At 33.5% G+C, this 20,842-nt stretch carries 18 protein-coding genes; 15 read left to right on the top strand and 3 right to left on the bottom strand.

Going from position 1 to position 20,842, the window contains the following annotated elements; genetic code table 11:
• The first annotated feature begins 392 nt into the window (after positions 1 to 392).
• The 6 genes from DMA14_RS21610 to DMA14_RS21585 all read left to right on the top strand — a co-directional run bounded on the left by DMA14_RS21610 (position 393) and on the right by DMA14_RS21585 (position 5,939).
• Positions 393 to 1,739: a cytochrome ubiquinol oxidase subunit I gene (locus DMA14_RS21610; RefSeq protein ID WP_111426760.1), complete on the top strand. Its 1,347-nt coding sequence runs from the start codon at positions 393 to 395 to the stop codon at positions 1,737 to 1,739.
• Positions 1,740 to 1,741: 2 nt separating this feature from the next.
• Positions 1,742 to 2,818, top strand: a complete 1,077-nt coding sequence (cydB, locus tag DMA14_RS21605; RefSeq protein ID WP_111426557.1) for a cytochrome d ubiquinol oxidase subunit II — start codon at positions 1,742 to 1,744, stop codon at positions 2,816 to 2,818.
• Positions 2,819 to 3,017: 199 nt separating this feature from the next.
• Positions 3,018 to 3,869, top strand: coding sequence for a hypothetical protein (locus DMA14_RS21600; RefSeq protein WP_157957753.1), 852 nt, complete (start codon positions 3,018 to 3,020; stop codon positions 3,867 to 3,869).
• Positions 3,870 to 4,001: 132 nt separating this feature from the next.
• A complete protein-coding gene (locus DMA14_RS21595) occupies positions 4,002 to 4,415 on the top strand; it encodes a helix-turn-helix domain-containing protein (protein ID WP_111426555.1) in 414 nt (137 codons plus the stop codon).
• 504 nt (positions 4,416 to 4,919) lie between these two features.
• On the top strand, positions 4,920 to 5,324 hold the full coding sequence (locus tag DMA14_RS21590) for a hypothetical protein (RefSeq protein WP_111426554.1): 405 nt from the start codon (positions 4,920 to 4,922) through the stop codon (positions 5,322 to 5,324).
• 228 nt (positions 5,325 to 5,552) lie between these two features.
• Positions 5,553 to 5,939 (top strand): helix-turn-helix transcriptional regulator, encoded by a 387-nt coding sequence (locus DMA14_RS21585; RefSeq protein WP_111426759.1) that lies wholly within the window; start codon positions 5,553 to 5,555, stop codon positions 5,937 to 5,939.
• Between the two features lie 85 nt (positions 5,940 to 6,024).
• Here DMA14_RS21585 and DMA14_RS21580 read toward each other — a convergent pair whose 3' ends face one another.
• Complete coding sequence (locus DMA14_RS21580; RefSeq protein ID WP_111426553.1) at positions 6,025 to 6,810, bottom strand: sulfite exporter TauE/SafE family protein; 786 nt, start codon at positions 6,808 to 6,810, stop codon at positions 6,025 to 6,027.
• 173 nt (positions 6,811 to 6,983) lie between these two features.
• Positions 6,984 to 7,619, bottom strand: coding sequence for a Crp/Fnr family transcriptional regulator (locus DMA14_RS21575; RefSeq protein ID WP_111426552.1), 636 nt, complete (start codon positions 7,617 to 7,619; stop codon positions 6,984 to 6,986).
• 361 nt (positions 7,620 to 7,980) lie between these two features.
• Between DMA14_RS21575 and DMA14_RS21570 the strand changes: the two genes are divergently transcribed.
• From DMA14_RS21570 to DMA14_RS21555, 4 genes are all read left to right on the top strand, one after another.
• Entirely contained in the window at positions 7,981 to 8,292 is a 312-nt protein-coding gene (locus DMA14_RS21570; protein WP_095929060.1) for a rhodanese-like domain-containing protein, read from the top strand.
• A gap of 74 nt (positions 8,293 to 8,366) precedes the next feature.
• The gene (locus tag DMA14_RS21565; protein ID WP_111426551.1) at positions 8,367 to 9,947 is read left to right on the top strand and encodes an NADP-dependent glyceraldehyde-3-phosphate dehydrogenase; all 1,581 of its coding nucleotides are present in this window, start codon (positions 8,367 to 8,369) and stop codon (positions 9,945 to 9,947) included.
• A gap of 246 nt (positions 9,948 to 10,193) precedes the next feature.
• On the top strand, positions 10,194 to 12,071 hold the full coding sequence (locus tag DMA14_RS21560; protein WP_111426550.1) for a M1 family metallopeptidase: 1,878 nt from the start codon (positions 10,194 to 10,196) through the stop codon (positions 12,069 to 12,071).
• A gap of 162 nt (positions 12,072 to 12,233) precedes the next feature.
• Entirely contained in the window at positions 12,234 to 12,845 is a 612-nt protein-coding gene (locus tag DMA14_RS21555; protein ID WP_111426549.1) for an outer membrane protein assembly factor BamD, read from the top strand.
• Positions 12,846 to 12,886: 41 nt separating this feature from the next.
• Here DMA14_RS21555 and DMA14_RS21550 read toward each other — a convergent pair whose 3' ends face one another.
• Positions 12,887 to 13,453 carry an outer membrane beta-barrel protein gene (locus DMA14_RS21550; RefSeq protein ID WP_111426548.1) on the bottom strand — a complete coding sequence of 189 codons (567 nt, stop codon included), beginning with the start codon at positions 13,451 to 13,453 and terminating at the stop codon, positions 12,887 to 12,889.
• Between the two features lie 173 nt (positions 13,454 to 13,626).
• On the opposite strand from DMA14_RS21550, the gene DMA14_RS21545 reads away from it, so the two are divergent.
• The 5 genes from DMA14_RS21545 (at position 13,627) to DMA14_RS21525 (ending at position 20,595) form a co-directional block, all read left to right on the top strand.
• Positions 13,627 to 14,031 carry a GNAT family N-acetyltransferase gene (locus DMA14_RS21545; protein WP_111426547.1) on the top strand — a complete coding sequence of 135 codons (405 nt, stop codon included), beginning with the start codon at positions 13,627 to 13,629 and terminating at the stop codon, positions 14,029 to 14,031.
• A 194-nt stretch (positions 14,032 to 14,225) separates the two neighbouring features.
• Positions 14,226 to 14,606: a hypothetical protein gene (locus tag DMA14_RS21540; RefSeq protein ID WP_111426546.1), complete on the top strand. Its 381-nt coding sequence runs from the start codon at positions 14,226 to 14,228 to the stop codon at positions 14,604 to 14,606.
• Between the two features lie 179 nt (positions 14,607 to 14,785).
• Entirely contained in the window at positions 14,786 to 15,868 is a 1,083-nt protein-coding gene (locus DMA14_RS21535; protein ID WP_111426545.1) for an efflux RND transporter periplasmic adaptor subunit, read from the top strand.
• Positions 15,869 to 15,983: 115 nt separating this feature from the next.
• Positions 15,984 to 19,151 carry an efflux RND transporter permease subunit gene (locus DMA14_RS21530; RefSeq protein ID WP_111426544.1) on the top strand — a complete coding sequence of 1,056 codons (3,168 nt, stop codon included), beginning with the start codon at positions 15,984 to 15,986 and terminating at the stop codon, positions 19,149 to 19,151.
• Positions 19,144 to 20,595 carry a TolC family protein gene (locus tag DMA14_RS21525; RefSeq protein WP_111426543.1) on the top strand — a complete coding sequence of 484 codons (1,452 nt, stop codon included), beginning with the start codon at positions 19,144 to 19,146 and terminating at the stop codon, positions 20,593 to 20,595. Before DMA14_RS21530 ends, DMA14_RS21525 begins: the two co-directional genes overlap by 8 nt.
• The last annotated feature ends 247 nt before the right edge of the window (positions 20,596 to 20,842 follow it).

The raw sequence follows: 20,842 nt of genomic DNA, 5'->3' as shown, positions 1-20,842 counted from the left end.
CAACCAGAGGAAACTCACGTAATCAAAATCAAATATAGCCTGCGGTTTCAACCGCAGGAAACGTATCGGATATGCATTGTGTTCCCGTGGTTGAAACCACGGGTTATGTTTTACTCACAAAAATTCATACGCAATCTTGTCATTTCCACCAAAGGGAGAAATCACACACAGAATTCCATAACGTATTATCTCCAATCTTTGTGCAATTCTGTGTGTGATTTCTCCTTCGTCGAAATGACAAACTATAACCAAACCAAAAAGGGTAGAAGTGTAATCAATACCTTTAAATTGTTGAAAAGTTTAACAAATATCAGACGATAAACTTTTTTTAAAGGGCATTAATTCGGGTTCTAATGGTTAAATTTGTGGAACTTCATAAACAAATTACCATTATGGAAGAAATGCTCTTTTATGATCGAATGCAATTTGCCTTCACGATCACTTTTCATTATCTTTTTCCACAACTTACAATGGGTCTTTCGTTGATCATTGTGTACTTCAAGTGGAAATATCTCAAGACTAAAGACGAACAATACAATCACGCCACCCATTTCTGGATGAAAATCTTCGCCCTCAATTTTGCAATGGGCGTTGTAACAGGAATCCCGATGGAGTTTCAGTTTGGAACCAACTGGGCTAAATTCTCCGAACTTACGGGAGGAATCATTGGTCAGACACTGGCAATGGAAGGAATGTTTTCTTTCTTTCTCGAATCTTCTTTCCTCGGATTATTTTTATTCGGAGAAAAACTTCTCGGACATAAATGGCATTTTGTAACTGGATTGTTAATCATGATTGGTTCTTGGGCCAGCGGATTTTTAATTATCGCCACACATTCTTGGATGCAGAATCCGGTTGGTTATGAAATTTTAGAAAACGGAAAATTTGTGTTGAATAACTTCCAAGCTTTATTCTTAAATCCTTGGCTTTGGCCTTCTTATTTGCACAATCAAGCAGCTTCTTTAGTAACGAGTTCTTTTGTTGTGGCTGGAATTGGAGCTTTCTATATTTTAAGTAATAAAAACGTTTCTTTCGGGAAATTGTTCTTAAAAACGGGAGTAATCTTCGGATTGATTTCGAGTGTTATCGTAGCGGTTCCAACAGGAGATTTAGCAGCTAAAAATGTGGTCAAATATCAGCCTGTAACTTTTGCAGCGATGGAAGGGATTTTTCATACTGAAAAGAAAGGTTCTGAAATCGTCTTAATCGGGCAGCCAGACGTTAAAGACAAAAAATTGGATAATAAAATCGCTGTTCCAAATATTTTGAGTTTCCTGACTTATGGAAACTGGGATCAGGAGATAAAAGGTTTAGATCAGTTTGAAGAAGACTTGCATCCAACGAATATTTCAGGATTGTATTATGCGTATCATATTATGGTTGGACTTGGAACTGTGTTTATTGGGTTAATGGTGCTTTCCCTTTTTCAATTAATCAGAGGAAAATTATTTGAAACCAAATGGATTTTATGGTCTCTGATGTTCATGATGCCATTTCCGTACATTGCCAATACAACAGGCTGGTACACGGCAGAATTAGGAAGACAGCCTTGGCTGGTTTATAATTTATTACGTACTGCAGCGGGAGCTTCACCAACGGTTTCATCAGGAAATACCTTGTTTACATTGCTTGGTTTTATTGGTTTATACCTTTTGCTGGGAATGCTGTTTTTACTTTTGATTGGAAAAATTATCAATAAAGGGCCACATAAAGTGGAACTTTCAACAGAAAAAATATAAGTATGGAATTTTTTTGGTACGTAGTTTTAATGGGAATTTTGGCTGTTTATTTGGTTTTAGACGGTTATGATTTTGGTGCAGGAATTATTCACTTATTTTTTGCAGATACAGAAAAAGATAAAAAAGCAATCACCAATGCAATTGGTCCGTTTTGGGATGCCAATGAAGTTTGGCTAATTGCAGCGGGAGGAGTTTTATTTTTTGCTTTTCCGACTTTATACGCTTCTTCTTTTAGCGGATTTTATCTGCCTTTAATTATGATTTTATGGCTTTTGATTTTCCGTGCGATCGGACTTGAAATGCGTGGACAAATTCACAATCACATGTGGGAAAGCATTTGGGATAAAGCTTTCGGAATCGCGAGTTTGCTTTTGGCTCTATTTTTCGGAATTGCTTTAGGAAATATCGTTCGAGGCGTGAATCTCGGAATGGTTCAAAATGGCGTTTCGACGCAGGAAGCGCATTTTTTCTTTTTGCCTTTATGGAATCCTACTTTTAGTCCGCAAGCAGATGAATTGGGAATTATCGATTGGTTTACGCTTTTCTTAGGAATTGTGAGTGTTGTGGCATTGACAATTCACGGTGCAAACTGGATTATTTATAAAACAAATTCAGCGCTGAATCCGAAATTGAAAAATGTAATCTTTAGACTGAACTTTGTTCTCTTGATTTTAGTCTTTATTTCTTTGGGAATTTGGCACTTTATCGAGCCGAAACCATTTCATAATTTCGTTGAAAATCCGATTCTTTGGTTCTTTCCGCTTTTGACTTTTGTTGGAATTGCGGGATTATTTAAAGTTCGTTCCTTTAAAAAAGACGGTCACGGATTTATTTTTTCGACTTTATTCTTAGTTGGCGGATTTGCCTCGACAGCGGTTTCGATTTTTCCGAATGTTCTGCCTTCAACCAATAAAGTAAATCCATCGTTAACGATTTACAACACCGCAGCTCACGAATACGGATTAAATGCAGGTTTGAGCTGGTTTTTTATCGCTTTGTTTCTGGTGATTATTTATTTTATTATTCAATATCGTGTTTTTAGCGGGAAAATGGATGATATTGGATATGGAGAACATTGATTTTTTTGTTTGCCACTAATTACACTAATTTTCACGAATTAATATTTGAAAGTATAATCAATTGGCTCCAGCTTTAGCTGGAGGTTTTTGTTTTAATTTGAATTGGGCTTTAGCCAAACTTTGTGTTTTTTGGCTAAAGCCTTTTTTGTATACATTTGTTTATCTCCAGCTAAAGCTGGAGACAATTCAGAAAACAGCTATGAAAAAACAAATATTAACGTTACTTATTTTCTTATTTGTATGTATAAAAGCAATTGCTTGCAGTTGTGATATACCTAAACCAATATTAGAATTTTATGCATCAAAACATGTATTTAAGGGAATAATTACAAATAAAACCATTAGTAAAGATTCAGCAACTTATACCGTTAAATTTAAAGTGCTTGCAAACTATAAAAAAGATAAGATTCCGAAAGAAATGTCATTTACATTTGATTATCAAAAAAAGGGTATGTGGGATTCTTGCTATAAAGAAGCATATTTAAATCAAGAATGGCTTGTTTTTGCACATGGAAAAGGCAGAAAATTATATTTTGGTATAATCTGTTCCAATTCGCAAGTTATTCGGGAAAGAGGAATTGATCCTCGTCTGCAAAAGGTGTTGGATCATGGAAATGAATTTAAATTAGATAACTACATCTATGATCTTGATTATACTGTGAACAATGAATTTAATGCTACGAAACCAATTACCAATCTCGACTCCATTTTTAAAGATGCGAAAGCTATAAAATCTGATAAACCATTAGGACTTTTTGCATTGTACATCAATAAAAAAGGAGAATTAGTTTCTGTTTTTAATTTTTTTGATTGGCATAAATCTTCTGAGGATTTTAAAATTGATCCGAATTTTGGTTTAATGACAGAATTTAATGTAAAAAGTAAAAGACCTATAACAGAATTTGAAATTTATGCTACAGAATTGCTCAAAAAAGCAAAGAGTTGGGAACTAAAAAGAAGTAAAGTAACACAAATTGCTGTTGATTACATGGCTTATATTTCTGTAGATTTTGATGAGAAGACGTCAAAGTGGACTTATGAATTGAGGTGAAGTTTTTATTTTAATGTCAATTTGGCTTTAGACAAAATCATAAAGTTAGATTATGGCTTTTTGCATTAGTACGAAAAACTTGTATTTTTACGAATCAAATAATTTCTCGAGAATTTTAAATATCTTTGAATTATGAGCACAACAGCAAAACCAAAACATATAGGAAGAAACATAAGCCGAATTAGAGAGCTTAAAGGAATGAAACAAGAAGCTTTGGCAATTGCAATTGGTCTAAGCCAGCAAACTGTTTCTAATATTGAATCGAGCGAAAAAGTTGATAGTGAAAAGCTGACAGAAATTGCAAAAGCACTTGGTGTAACAGTTGAAGCAATTGAAAATTTTTCAGAAGAATCTGTTTTTAACTTCTTTAATAATTTTTACGATAATAGTGCAAGTAATGGTCAAGGTGCATCTGGACCAATCTTTACTTTTAATCCTCTAGATAAAATGGTTGAACTTTATGAACGTTTGGTTCAGGCTGAAAAAGCTTTAGTTCAAGCAGAAAAAGAAAAAGTAGAATATTTAGAAAAACTGCTAAAAAAATAATAGAAAACAAAAAGATAAAAATCAATTGCCTCCAGTTTTAACTGGAGGTTTTTTGTTTTAATTTGAATTGGGCTTTAGCCAAACTTTCCAGTTTTGGCTAAAGCCCTTTTTATATATACATTTGTTTACCTCCAGCTAAAGCTGGAGGCAATTGATTGAAAATATTAAAGACAAGACGTCATTTTACCTGAGTTTGCGTTAGGGATAGAAGCGGTATCCTTTTTGTTTTTTCTTTAAAAACAAAAAGATATAGCGGATAGCCCGGCCGAAGGAAACGCCCAAATTATTATCTTCTAAAAATAAATATATTTTAGTAGTTAAAAGTGTATGATAATTTTTACAAAAGATTGAATTACAACCGATAGTTATATTCTATAAGCTGTATTGTAAGAAAAAAAAGCAGTTAATGCTTAATATTGCGTATCTAAGAATTTTTTCCCCTAAAGAATTTTTAGCAATTTATTTTTACTAAAAAGCGTAAAGCTATATTTACCTACTTAAATTATGCCTTTAACAATTTTTTCCGATGAGGTTAGATTTCGTTACAAATCTAAGAATTGGCAGTATCAATTTGACGAAATTAAAGAACTTGGACTGCTCAAAAAAAAGAGAAAGTATTTTCTTGAAAATGGCTGTTTTATTGCCGTAACTGCCACTGCATATTACTGTATGCTATTTTCTAATCTAACCGACCTGCATTACGTTATTTCTGCGGTTTTAAGTTATGCATTGATTGTGGCATTGTGGTTTAGCGATAAAGCAGAATTTGTATATTTTCTTTTTGTTAAAGATATTTATCGTAAAGAAATAAAAACTAAAATCGCACCAAAAGATCGTGCATTGGTTGGAAAGCAGATAGATTACTATTTGGATCTTCAGTTTGAAAGAAGTGTAAAAAGAACTGTCTAACAAAAAAATCAAAGATGTTTGAGTTTGCTATTTCCCATTATGACTTTGTTTCATAATGGCAGCTTTGATGTACGATTATTTCATTACTAAAAGAAAATATTAACGAAACGCTGTATCATATTTTTTTATTTATGAAGCGTTAAAATACCCAAAAGAAGTATAGCTAAGTCGTTAGAAATTAGCGGCTGGCTGTTTTAGCTATACATGACCTCAAATCAGAATAAAATTATGGCCACAACAATTAAAAACAAGATTAGAAACATTAGAGAGTTAAAAAATTACACTCAAGAATATATGGCAGAAAGATTAGGTGTAACTCAGGCGGGTTACAGTAAAATTGAAAAAGGAAAGACTTCTTTGAGTTACGAAAAATTGGTTGAAATAGGAAGGATTTTAGATGTCAGCGTTGAGGATATAATTAGTTTTGAATACGATAAGTACTTTAATAGTTTTAATAAAATCACAGGAAATAATAATGGCAGTATTTTGATTAATGCCGATAATTCTTCGATTCTAAAAGAGCTTTATGAAGACAAAATTCAATTATTAGAAAAACTGCTTTCGAGAACCGAAATTGAGCTGGAACGTTATAAAGATAAGTTTGGAACAATTTGAAGGTTTTAGTTTCATCTTTGTCAAAGTGTTAGGCTTTGACAAAGATTACTCTACAAGTGAAACTAAATAAAATTTATGAGTTCTATTAAAATAAAACTTCTTTGGTAATGATGTAAAATCCCATTACGAGGACAAACCATCCAAAAAGAGGTTTTAATTTTGTACCGTCTATTTTTTTTGAAAGCTGGCTTCCAACAAGCATTCCGATTAAGGCCATTGCAGAAACGCTTAATAAAAAAGTGTAATTTATTGGGGTTCCGATATATAAATCGCCCGCAAAACCTATTGATGAATTAATGGTAATAATCAATAATGAAGTTCCAACAGCTTGTTTCATTGGAAGATTGGCGAAAAAAAGCAGAGCAGGAATAATTAAGAATCCGCCGCCAGCGCCTAGAAAACCAGTTACGATTCCGACCAAAAATCCAATCAGGCTTAGTTGCAAATAATTGGTTTCCGTTGATTTTATTTCAGGCTGATTTTTTTTTATCATCGAAATTGCTGCCGTAATCATCAAAACGGAAAAGATGATCATAATCAGAAAATCTTTTGAAACGGTATAGGAAGCAACAGAAAACAAAGTCGATGCAATTTGAGGAAAAATTACTTCACGTATTATCAAAATCGAAATAACAGAAGGAACTGCAAAGTACAAAGCCGATTTCAGTTTTAAATTTCCCATTTTATAATGGCTATAACTTCCAAATAATGCTGTTAATCCAACAATAAATAGGGAATAAGAAGTAGCTTGATCGGGATTGACTTTAAACAAATAAACTAAAATTGGAATTGTCAGAATAGAACCACCTCCGCCAATTAAGCCAAGTGTGATTCCAATTACGATTGAAGCGAAAAAACCTAAATATTCCATTGCATTTATTTTAATGCAAAGTTGCTTCGGAAATTAGAATCCTACAGTAACATTTATCACAGACCTAAAATAATTTTACCATTAAGATATTAAGGAAATTAAGCTATGCTTTCTTAATGATGCTTTTAAAGGTTAAGTAATATTAAGCGATCAAACTTAATTAACTTAATATCTTAATGGTTAAAATTAAGCAATTCAATCTGGTTTCGGTTGAGTTTTACCAAACCGCGCTGTTCCATTTTTTTGAGTAATCTGGAAACTACTTCTCGAGAAGTATTTAATTCGGTTGCGATTTCTTGGTGCGAAAGATTCACTTCAGAACAGCCACAGGCATCAGAATGACGTTTTAAGTAAAACTCTAATCTTTCGTCCATAGAACGGAAAGCGATATTGTCAACTACTTCGAGAACTTCTTCAAAACGGCTTCGGTAGGTTTCAATTACAAATTCGTACCAAGAACGGTGCTCCATCATCCATTTGTCCATCAATTGCAGAGGAATCATCATCACAGTAGCATCTTCAACTACTTTTGCCATTATTTGGCTTTTTTCGCTTTTAGCAGTGCAGATCATAGAGATGGCACAGGCTTGACCAGGTTGTAAATAATACATTAAAAACTCTCCGCCATCTTCACCTTCGCGATAGATTTTGATTTTACCTTTAATAATCAAAACGGTATTTTTAATGTACTGTCCGGTACGCATTAAAATTGTTCCGGCTTCAAAATCCTGAAGACTCCCGTTTTCTTCTATTGTAGTGATAAGCTCGTTTGAGAAATTAGGGAATATGGTTTTTAATGAATGCTGCATTTTATAGTTTTTTTTGCCACGAATTACACTAATTCACACCAATTTACTTTTAAGAGTTAGTCTAGTTCGTGGTGAATATTTTTATCAAAATAGAATTAAAATATATGATTATTTGCAAAGATAAGGGTTTGGGATGGGAATAATTATCAGAAAACTAGATTTATGAGTATTTCTGTGTAAATGAAGAAATCCTATTTTCTATCGATTTTGTAGGCTGAATTTTTAAAAATAGTAACTAAATTTGTAATTCACTGATTATAATACTTTCTCTAAAACGTTTTCTGAGAATAATAATCGAAATCGCATTTGGTACGTTTTTTATATGTAGAAACGTCGTAATTTTACAAAAACACATTTTATTATGAATTTATCACAAGAAGATTGGGTTGCTCAGTTAGAGGCTGACGAAAATGCAGTTATACTTGATGTAAGAACTGAAGACGAATTTAATGATGGCTACATTGAGAATGCTCTTAATATTGATATCAATAAAGGGCAGGCATTTATCTATGAAATAGAAGAATTGGATAAAAATAAAAATTATTATGTATACTGCCGTTCTGGTGCTAGAAGTGCAAAAGCATGCCAGATTATGAACGAGTTAGGTATAGAAAACGCCTACAATCTGCTTGGAGGAATCCTAGATTGGGAAGGTGAAACAGTACAACCATAAAAGAAGAAGAGGCAATAAAAAAGCCTCTTTTTTCTTTTGAAAATAGAATTACCAGACCATTAAATAACCAAATTATGAGTTTTATACCAGAAGAATATCAGATCAATAGTCTGATAAATCAAGATACTTATCTTGTAAATGGAGAATTGAAACAATGGACAGGGCAAACCACACCTGTGTTTTCTACTATTTCTTCAACAGAAAAATATTCGCCGACTTTATTAGGATCTATTCCTTTTATGGGAGAAAAAGAAGCAGCAGAAGTTGTCGAAGCTGCTACCAATGCATATGATATGGGACAAGGCTTATGGCCGACTATGAAAGTAGTAGATCGTATTAAATGCATGGAAAAATTTGTGAAACAAATGAAAGAAACCCGCGAAGAAGTAGTGAAATACTTAATGTGGGAAATCGGGAAATCATTAGGAGATTCGCAAAAAGAATTCGACAGAACTGTAGAGTATATTTATGATACTATTGCAAGTTACAAAGAATTAAACGGACGCAGTTCGCACTTCGAAAAAGTACAAGGAGTAAACGCCATGATTCGTCGTGGACCTCTTGGTGTTGTTTTATGTCTTGGACCTTACAATTATCCTTTAAATGAAACTTTCTCATTGCTGATTCCTGCCTTGATTATGGGTAATACGGTAATCTTCAAACCAGCTAAACATGGTGTTTTATGTATTTCGCCATTGTTAGAAGCTTTCAGAAGCAGTTTTCCAAAAGGTGTAATCAATATCGTTTACGGAAGAGGTCGCGAAGTGGCTTCTCCGATTATGAAATCTGGAAAAATTGATGTTTTGGCATTAATAGGGAACAGTAAATCTGCGATTGCTTTACAAGATCAACATCCAAATAAAAATAGATTACGTTTGATTTTAGGTTTAGAGGCAAAAAATCCAGCCATTATTCTTCCAGATGCCGATTTAGATTTGGCTATTCAGGAATGTATAACAGGAAGCTTGTCTTTTAATGGACAAAGATGTACGGCGTTAAAAGTTCTTTACGTTCATGAGTCTATTAGAGAAGAATTCAATAAACGTTTTGCTGAGAAAGTAGATGGTTTAGTTTTTGGAAATCCGTGGGAAAAAGGAGTTTCTTTAACACCACTTCCAGAAACAGATAAACCAAAATATATTCAAGGTTTAATTGATGACGCTGTTCATAAAGGAGCAAAAGTGATCAATGAAAAAGGAGGAAAGCATACTGATAATTATATTTTCCCTGCAGTTTTGTATCCAGTAAACAAAGAAATGCGTGTGTATCACGAAGAGCAGTTTGGACCAGTTGTTCCAGTACTTTCTTTTAAAGATATCAAAGAACCTTTGAAAGATATGGCAGAATCAAATTACGGACAGCAAGTAAGTTTGTTTGGTAAGGACATAAAAACATTGGCACCCCTAATTGATGCATTAGTAAACTTAGTTTGTAGAGTAAACTTAAATAGTTCTTGCCAAAGAGGGCCAGATGCTTTTCCTTTTGCAGGAAGAAAAGATTCTGCAGTAGGAACATTAAGTATTCCGGATGCTTTGCGTTCTTTCTCAATTCGTACGTTTGTAGCTTCAAAAGATATCGATTATAATAATGAGATTCTGCAGGAATTGCTTAACAGCAAAGAATCGAATTTTATCAATACTGATTATATTTTGTAGTAATCAAGGTTATATATTAATTGTAGATGCCGTCTGTTGCTTTTGGTGATAGACGGTTTTTCTTTTAAAGATGCTAAGGTTCTGAGGTGCTAAGATGCTTAGTTTTTTTAATTAAAAATTAAAAAGCACCATCAACCATCAACTACAAACCATCAACTATTAACAATTAATAATTAAATTTGTAACATTGTTTTAAAAAAGCAGTCTTATTTTATACCAAACAATTTAAAGACCTAAAAATCATTTATGAAAAAGAGATTTTTACAATTTGCATTAATAGCATTCGTTCTTTTTGCTCAAGATACTATTGCCCAAGAGCTTTACATGCCTAGAAATATTAAAAAGGCCTTCGAGAACGGAACACGTTCTAAAGATGGAAAACCAGGTGTAAACTATTGGCAGAATCGTGGAAAATATAATATGGAAATTTCTGTTGATCCTAAAACTAGAATGGTTTCAGGTACAGAAACTATTATCTATGAGAACAATAGTAAAGACACATTAAAAAATTTAGCTATCCGTTTTGTAAATAATCTTCATAAACCTACTTCGTCTCGCGGGAGTGATGTGAATAATGATTTTTTAAGTAACGGATTAACAATTACTTCATTAAAAATAGAAAGTGAAGTGTACAAAGAAGACGCCAGAAATTGGGGAACGGTTGGAAATGTAAAATTGCAAAAACCGATCTTACCGAATTCAAAAACGACTATAAATATTCAGTGGAATTATCCTTTGTCTAAAGAAAGTGGGCGAGAAGGACAGATTGATGAAACTACTTTCTTTGTTGCATACAGTTATCCTAGAGTTTCAGTGTATGATGACTATAATGGCTGGGATAGATTACCGCATACAGATCGCCAAGAATTCTATAATGATTTTAATGATTATGTGTTTTCAGTAAAAGCTCCAAAAAATTATGTGGTGTATGCAACAGGAGATTTATTAAATCCTGATGAGGTTTTACAACCTGAATTTGCGTCGCGATTAAAAAAATCATACACAACAGATGAAATTCTGCATATTGCTAACGAACAAGAAATGAAAAGCGGAATCGTAACCAAACAATACGATTGGAATGTATGGAAATTTGAAGCTAAAAATATCACAGATGTTTGTTTTGGTTTAAGCGATCATTATTTATGGGATGCCAGCAGTGTCGTGGTCGATAAGAAAACAAACCGTCGAGCAAGTGTTCAGGCCGCTTATGATGTAAAAGGATTAGATTTCGTAAATTCTGTAAAAAATAATCAATATGCCTTAGATTGGTTTTCTAATAACTGGCCAGGAGTTCCTTATCCATTTTCAAAAATGACAGCATTTCAAGGTTTTGCTGACATGGAGTATCCGATGATGTGCAATGATTCTCAAGTGGGAGATTCCGTATTTGCCCAATTAGTACAAGATCACGAAGTTGCCCATACTTATTTCCCTTTTTATATGGGAATTAACGAAACGCGTTATGCATTTATGGATGAAGGTTGGGCGACCACTTTTGAATATTTAATCGGAATTGCTGAACATGGTAAAGAGGCTGCAGATAAATTTTATAAAGAGTTTAGAGTGAAAAATTATATTAAAGATCGTTCTTCAGAACAAGATCAGCCAATTATAACAATGTCTACACAGGTATCTGGAGCAGGTTATGGAAATAACTCATACGGAAAAGCTTCTCTTTCTTACCTGGCTTTGAAAGATATGTTAGGAGATGATTTGTTTAAAAAAGCTTTGCACGGCTATATGGATACTTGGAATGGGAAACACCCAATTCCGTGGGATTATTTTAATTCGTTTAATGCAGAGACAGGTAAGAATTTAAATTGGTTTTTCAATAATTGGTTCTTTACTAACAATTATTTGGATATTGCTGTAAAAGGGATTTCTGCTGATAAGAAAATAATAACAGTAGAAAATATTGGCGGTTTTGCTATTCCGTTTGACGTAATAATTACTTATGCTGATAAAACGAAAGTAACATTGCATCAGACGCCTGCAATTTGGGAGAAAAATCAAAAAACAGCCAAAATAATTCTGAAAAGTGCAAAAAAAATAGTCCAAATTCAGCTCGATGGAGGCATTTTTATGGATGCAACACCGGAAAATAATATTTTACTTGTTAAGTAGATTGGGTTATTCTTATAAAAAAAGTTAATAAAGTTGTTTTGTTTTAAATAATTAATGGTTATTGTTTTGAATGATTAAAAATATTCTAAAATACGGAAAGCCGTAAAGGTATTTCTTTAAAATAAAGTAGGTTTGCAAAATACAAAAAAACCTACAACCTTAATGAAAAAAACATGTGTGCTGATTGTATTATTAAGTACATTTCAGTTCTTTGGACAGAATGACCAGAAGACAGTATTTCAAAAAAACAAATATGAATTAGCTGTTGCATATTACAAAAAATCTGACTTTGTAAAAGCTATTGACTTATTTTCTTTAGTCGCTAAGATCAAACCAGATACTGAAATTGGAAAAGATGCCGTAAGTAAAGTAGATACTTTGCGTGGCGTTTTGAGAAAAGAAATTTTAAATCAAGTTGTTGGAACTTGGAAAAGAACAGGAAATCAACCAGTCTGGTCTTCAGCTACAGCAAGTGTGAATCAATCTGCTTTTGATGAATTAGTAGAAATTAAAGAAAACGAGATTTTATTTTACGAAGTTGACAAAAAAACACAGGTAAAGAAACTTGTCAAAACAGAAAATCTAGTGTACAATAATAATAACTGTAATGTATCTGCATTCTCAGAGATTATTCTTTCCGATGGGACAATTTGGAACTGCAGTCTGAATGATAAGTCAAACATACTCCATGTTGTAAATGTAGCTGTTAAAACAGAAGAAGGAATACAAAAGATAATGAGTGATAATGAAGAGAGTTATTACGTTAAATTATAAAAAAAAGGGAATCAATCGATTCCCTTTTTTTTGTTTTATGTTTATAGAAATTTAAAACCAAGTGATAGATTTGTTACTCCAGTTTTAATTTCGCTATTAGAAGAAGCATCGATATCTGTAAGCCCCACAAGATATCTTACATCAAAAGTAAGCCTCCACACATCGACTCCGACACCTCCGAGCACACTGTGATTGTTTCTTTCAAATCCTATTGAATTAAGATTGTTGCTACTGCTGATATCTGAATAATTTTTCCAATTATATCCCGCAAAAACTCTTACATTTCCTATTTTTCCAAGTGGGAGAATTTTAAAACCAGCTATTAAAGTGGCATCAGTGCCAGACAATTTAAATTCGGTTTCTCCTCGACCATCTTGGAAAACGCTAAAATTAGTTTGGGCATAACCAAATTCACCCTGTGCATAAAAAACGGTAAGGTTTACTCGAGCAAAAGCTGCAAAACCAATTCCTGTATTGGTATGGTCGGAACTAAAGTTTTTTGCATCAACAGAAGTAATATTGGTTGAAAACTGCGGTCCAACTTGTATTAATTGCGCAAATCCATTTACACAAATACATAAAAATGCTACTAAAAAGAATTTTTTCATAACGGAATCTGTTTGATTTTGGTTCCATAAAAATAAGTATAATAGATTTAAATTGAATGATTTGTCTGATTTATTTTTATGTAAAGTTTTGAAAGCTAGTTATGTCTGTATTCTGCATTTGTTTTTTATAATCAAATCAAAATGAATTATTTTTGAGCAGATAATAGAGTGAAATGGAAATTAAAACAATAAAAGCATCTGATACCTGGCAGATTCGTCACGAAGTAATGTGGCCTGAGCAACCTTTTGAATTTGTGCAATTAGAAGAAGACGATTCAGGATTTCATTTTGGAGTTTTTGAAGAAGATAAATTGGTCTCTATAGTTTCTTGTTTTATCGAAGGGAAAGAAATGCAGTTTAGAAAATTAGCCACTTTAGAAGAATATCAGGGAAAGGGAATTGCTTCTTATCTTTTAAAATACATTCTGAAATTTGCAAAAAGTAAAAAAATAGAAAAAGTTTGGTGCAATGCCAGAAGCAATAAAAAGTCTTTTTATGAAAAAATAGGGCTTATAGATACTCATAAAACATTTGCAAAAGCTGGTCAAGAATTTACAGTAATGCAAATTAAACTTTAATAATAATAATTTATTTGTCTTGGGTAAATATTTGTTTTGTAGTTATTTATATTGCATTTTTTGAATTGGATAATGCTTTTCTTCATCTAATCTTCATATAAAAAGTTACCGAAAACGTTTTCATTTTATGTAACTGTTAAAGCTTGTTAAAAAATCTTTTTTTGTTTTAATTCTTTTATTACTTTCGCACCGAAATGAGAAAGTTAATAGTATTTTTAGTATTCATGAATATGCTTCTGTTTGGCGGAGGCCAATATTTGAATGCAAATACTTTTGGTCCTCATAATCACCATCATCTACAAAAACACAGGGTTAAATTTACTAATCAAGATCGCGGAACTTCAACAATTGAAGAAGCTACAGATATTGATTTAGAAGAAGATCTTGTTGGAGGCGAAGATGTTGATTTACTTACGAACAAATATTTTACTGCTTCGTACAGTTTGGTAGACGCTTTGTATCTGGCACTTTCAGATCAGTCTGCAGCGAATGATTCTAATCGTTTAAAATTTTCTACGCCTATATTTGGGCATTCAAATCCTATCTATATTACTCAGCGAGTATTAAGAATTTGATTTTACAGTATACATCGGTTACCTGAGTTTTGATCTCTGCGTATCTTGCTGTTGTATATTTTTCTACTTCTGCTTATATGAAGGTTAAGGTCTGGACTAAGGCTGACTGATGCATTTTAACATCCAAAAGGAATTTTTTATTCCTAAAGCATTCAATCGCTTAATTTCCAAACTAAATCATGAAAAAAATCATTGTGTTCACAGGCTTAATGGCCTTGGTGTGCTTAACGAGCTGCACATCTAAAAAAGAAGAAAAAGAAGAAGTTGAAAAATTTACGGTAACTAATCCAGTTAGAATTGATACTTCATTTACCAAAGAATACGTTTCACAAATTAGATCGGTTCGCAATATCGAACTTCGCGCCCAAGAAAAAGGGTTTTTACAAAATATATATGTTGACGAAGGACAGTTTGTAAAAAAAGGACAACTGTTGTTTAAAATTATGCCAAACATGTATCAGGCTGAATTATTAAAAGCGCAGTCTGAACAAAAATCGGCAGAAATCGAATTGCAAAATTCTAAATTATTGGCAGATAAAAATATCGTTTCTAAAAACGAATTGAGTGTTGCTCAGGCAAAACTGCAATCTGCAAAAGCTGAAGTATCATTAGCAAAACTTCACTTATCATTCACAGAAATCAGAGCTCCATTTGATGGAACAATCGACCGTATTCCTTTAAAACTAGGAAGTTTAATTGATGAAGGAGAATTATTGACAAGCCTTTCAGACAACAGTCAGATGTTCGCTTATTTCAATGTTTCTGAGCCAGAGTACATTAGTTATGAAACGAATATTAAGGACCGTGCTGATAACAAAGTAAATTTAGTTTTGGCTAACGGAGATATTTTTAAAGAAAAAGGTAATGTTGAGGTAATTGAAAGTGAATTCAATAACGAAACAGGAAATATCGCTTTCAGAGCAAGATTCCCTAATTCTGGAAAATTGCTAAGAAATGGAGAAACAGGACAAGTTCAAATGAATGTTCCTCTTAAAAATGCTATTGTAATTCCACAAAAAGCGACTTACGAAATTCAAGATAAAAAATATGTTTTTGTAGTTGGTAAAGACAGTAAAGTTAGTTCTAGAGAAATCACAATTACAGGTGAAATCCCTGATTTGTATGTAATCAAAAGCGGTATTACAGAAAACGATAGAATCCTACTTGAAGGTGTTCAGAAAGTAAAAGAAAACGACAAAATTAAATTCGATTACGAATCTCCTAAAGAAGTAATCAATCATTTACGCTTAAAAGCAGAATAAATGAAGTATTCAGTTAATCAGTTTTTAGTGTTCAGTCACATTAGTGGCGAACAAAGAAAATAATTCTAACTGCGTATTGATTTCCATTTAATTTAATCATTTAAAAAATATTAAAATGTTTAATAAATTTATTCAAAGACCTGTTCTTTCGATAGTAATATCGTTGATTATTGTCTTTTTAGGGGTGTTGTCGGTTCTAAACTTACCAATTACACAATTCCCTACAATTTCACCTCCAATGGTGAACGTTACCGCAGATTATCCTGGATCTAACGGTGAATTGATGGTTAAGGCAGTTGTTATTCCTTTGGAAAGAGCTTTAAATGGTGTTCCAGGGATGAAATATATGGCTTCTGATGCTGGAAACGATGGTGAAGCTACAATTAAAGTGGTATTTAACTTAGGTACAGATCCTAACCAAGCAGCAATTAACGTACAGAACCGTGTGGCTTCTGTTACCAATAAACTTCCTCCTTTGGTAATTCGTGAAGGTATCAAGATTACTCGAGAAGTACCAAGTATGCTGATGTACGTGAACCTTTACAGTACAGACAAAAATACCGATATGAAGTTCTTGTATAACTATGCTGATATCAACGTACTTTCTGAATTGAAAAGGGTAAACGGTATTGGTTCTGGGGATATCTTAGGAACACGTGAATATGCAATGCGTATCTGGTTGAAACCAGATCGTATGTTAGCCTATAAAATTTCTGCTGATGAAATAATGGAAGCATTATCTAGTCAGAGTTTGGAGGCTTCTCCTGGTAAAACGGGAGAAAGTTCTGGTAAACGTTCTCAAGCATTTGAGTATGTATTGAAATATTCTGGACGTTTTACAACAAAAGAACAATATGAGAATATTGTAGTAAAAGCAAATCCAAACGGAGAGCTTTTGAGATTGAAAGATGTTGCTAAAGTTGAATTTGGAAGCTCGATGTATGATATCTATTCTAATTTGAATGGAAAACCTTCAGCAGCGATCGTATTGAAACAATCTTTTGGAAGTAACGCGAATCAGGTTATTGAAGAAGTTAAAGCTAAGCTTGAAAAAATCAAACAAAGATTTCCAAAAGGAATGGATTATGAAATTTCGTATGACGTTTCTAAATTCCTTGATGCTTCTATCGAAAAAGTAATCCATACACTTGTAGAAGCATTTATTCTGGTAGGTTTAGTAGTTTTTCTTTTCTTAGGAGACTGGCGTTCTACGGTTATTCCTGCAATTGCGGTGCCTGTATCGTTGGTAGGAACTTTTGTGTTCATGACATTCTTCGATATTTCATTGAACTTAATTACATTATTTGCTCTAGTACTAGCAATTGGAGTCGTCGTCGATGATGCGATTGTGGTTATCGAGGCCGTTCACGCCAAGATGGAAGAGGAACATCTCTCGCCATTTAAAGCAACTAAACAAGCAATGCATGAAATCGCAGGGGCAATTATCGCTATTACATTCTTAATGGCTGCGGTATTTATTCCGGTTGCGTTTATGTCTGGTCCAGTTGGGGTTTTCTACAGACAGTTCTCTGTAACTATGGCAACGGCGATTATTCTTTCTGGTATTGTGGCTTTGACATTGACGCCTGCACTTTGTGCTATGATGTTAAAAAACAATCACGGACAACCTAAAAAACCAACGCCTGCAAATAGATTTATTGATGCCTTCAACGAAAAATTCAATTTAGCTCAAGGTAAATATCAGAATCTATTAGGTAAAATCGTTGACAGAAGAGTGGTTACTATTTTGGCGCTTGTAGGTTTCTGTATTGGGACATTTTTAATAAGTAGTTCGGTTCCTTCAGGATTTATTCCGAATGAGGATCAGGGAATGTTTTATGCCGTAATTCAGACACCTCCAGGTTCATCATTAGAGAGAACAAATAATATTGCAGAGAGAGTTCAAAAAATTGCGGAAGAGATTGACGGAGTAAAATCGGTTTCTTCATTAGCAGGTTATGAGATTCTATCTGAAGGTACAGGTGCCAACTCAGGAACATGTTTGGTGAACTTGAAAGACTGGAGCGACAGAAAAGAATCTGTTCTAGAGATTATGCATGAGATGGAGGAAAAATGTAAAGATATTGCGGGGGCAAATATCGAATTTTTCCAACCGCCTGCTGTACCAGGATATGGAGCTGCTGGTGGATTTGAGCTTCGTTTGCTAGATAAAACTGGTTCTGTAGATTATAAGAGAATGGAGCAGGTAAACAATGACTTTGTTGCCGAGTTGAACAAACAGCCAGAATTATCAAACGTATTTAGTTTCTATAGCTCTAGTTTCCCTCAATACATGATGAAAGTTGATAATGACTTGGCACAGCAAAAAGGGGTTTCTATCGAGAATGCTATGAATACACTTTCGACTCTTGTGGGAAGTAACTACGAAATCAGTTTTATCAAATTTGGTATCAACTATAAAGTTATTGTTCAGGCTTCGCCAGAATATCGTGCACAGCCAGATGATATCTTGAAATTGTATGTAAAAAATGATCGTGACGAAATGGTGCCTTATTCTGCTTTTATGAAATTAGAAAAAGTATACGGACTTTCAGAAATTACACGTCACAACATGTATACCTCAACGCAAATTAGTGGTTCTCCAGCTGCGGGTTATAGTTCTGGTACTGCAATTAAAGTGATTCAGAGAATTGCTGCCGAAAAATTGCCAAGAGGATATGACATTGACTGGGCAGGTATTTCTGCCGATGAGGTTGCTCAAGGTAATCAGGCGATTTGGGTATTCTTAATCTGTTTAGGATTCGTTTACTTAGTATTAGCTGCGCAATATGAAAGTTTCATTCTGCCATTATCAGTTATTCTTTCATTACCAGCGGGTATTTTTGGAGCTTTCCTTTTATTGAAATTAACAGGATTAGAAAACAACATTTATGCACAGGTTGCCATGGTAATGTTGATTGGTTTATTAGGTAAAAATGCCGTACTGATTGTAGAGTTTGCCATACAAAGGCATGCTGCAGGATTATCAGTTTTACAATCAGCAATGGAAGGGGCAAAAGCAAGGTTCCGTCCAATTTTGATGACTTCATTTGCCTTTATTGCAGGTTTATTACCGCTTGCTTTTGCAACTGGTCCAGGTAAAATTGGTAACCGAACAATTGGTACTGCAGCCGCTGGAGGTATGCTTATCGGAACCATTTGCGGTGTATTTGTAATTCCGGGCTTGTATTTCATTTTTGCCAAAATTGCTGAAAAATACAAATTGGTAAAACATGAATTAGAAAACCCATTAACAGAAGAAATTGATAACAATCATGTATAAAGTTAAATCATATCAATATAGTATTGCATTAGCTGTTTGTCTAGCAGTTGCAGGGTGTAAAACCCCTGCACCTGAGGCAGCAGTTACTACAAGTACTCCAGTTCCAGAATCGTTTGGCTCAACAGCTCAAACGCAAGATGCAAACAATAATACAGCAACTTTAAACTGGAAAGATTATTTTAAAGATCAAAATCTAGTTGATTTAATTGATGCTGCTCTTAAAAACAATCAAGAATTAAATATCACTTTACAAGAAATCGAAATTGCAAAGAATGATATTCGTGTAAAAAAAGGACTTTTATTGCCAACAGCAGGTTTACGTGCGGGAGCGGGAGTAGAAAAAGTGGGTAGATATACCAGCCAAGGAGCAGGTGATGCTACAACAGAGATTAAGCCTGGTAAAGAAATGCCAGATCCGCTAGGAGATTTTACTATCGCCGCTTATGCGAATTGGGAAGTTGATATCTGGAAAAAATTGCGCAATTCTAAAAAAGCAGCTTTAAACAGATATTTAGCTACAGTAGAAGGTAAAAACTTTGTGATTACCAACCTCATCGCTGAAGTTGCCGATTCTTATTATGAATTATTGGCTTTAGACAACCAGTTGGATATTGTAAAACAGACTATCAAATTGCAGACTAACGCTTTAGAAATTGTAAAAGTTCAAAAACAAGCGGCAAGAGCAACTGAATTGGGAGTTAAGAAATTTGAAGCAGAGGTTTTAACTTCACAAAGTTTAGAGTTTGATATTTTACAGCAGATAAAAGAAAACGAAAACAAAATCAACTTTTTGTTAGGAAGATATCCTCAGGAAATTAAAAGAACTAGCAGTACGAACTTCTTAAGCTTATTGCCAGCACAAGTAAGTTCTGGAATTCCATCTCAATTGTTACAGAATCGTCCAGATGTTAAACAAGCAGAATTGGAATTGGTTGCTGCAAAACTAGATGTAAAAGTTGCCCGTGCTGAGTTTTACCCTTCTTTGGATATTACGGCAGCAATTGGAGTAAATGCTTTTAAACCTTCTTATCTGTTCACCATGCCAGAATCGCTTTTATATTCATTGGCTGGAGATCTTGTAGCGCCTTTGATTAACAGAAATGCAATTAAGGCAGAGTTTGCAAGTGCCAATGCAAGACAGATTCAAGCGTTGTACAATTACGATCGTACGGTTTTAAATGCTTATTTAGAAGTTTCAAACCAAATGTCTAAGATTGAGAATCTTCAAAAAGGTTACGATCTTAAATCGAAACAAGTAGATGCTTTAAATACTTCCATTGATGTTTCAAACGATTTGTTTAAATCAGCTAGAGTAGATTATTTCGAAGTTTTAATGACTCAAAGAGATGCATTAGAAGCAAAACTAGAATTAATTGATACTAAAAAAGAACAATTAAATGCTGCAGTTCATGTTTACAGAGACTTGGGCGGCGGATGGAAATAATATTGCCAATTAATTTGTAGAAGGAAAGCCTTTCGGAAGTAAAATTCTGAAAGGCTTTTTTGTAAGAAAATTATCGTATATTTGCATTTCACTGTTCAGAAAAAAAGGTGACGTTAAACCTCGGAAGCTATTATTTAGTTTTCGGGGTTTTTTATGCTTTTTAAATTTCTTTTTACTATTAATTAATATTTTTCTTACTTGTTTTAAATTGTTTATTATATTTACAATATAATTATGTAATATTTTA

Origin of the sequence: Flavobacterium sharifuzzamanii, from assembly GCF_003254585.1 — a bacterium.
Classification (GTDB): Bacteria; Bacteroidota; Bacteroidia; order Flavobacteriales; family Flavobacteriaceae; genus Flavobacterium; species Flavobacterium sharifuzzamanii.
This window is presented reverse-complemented; position numbering and strand designations above follow the sequence as displayed.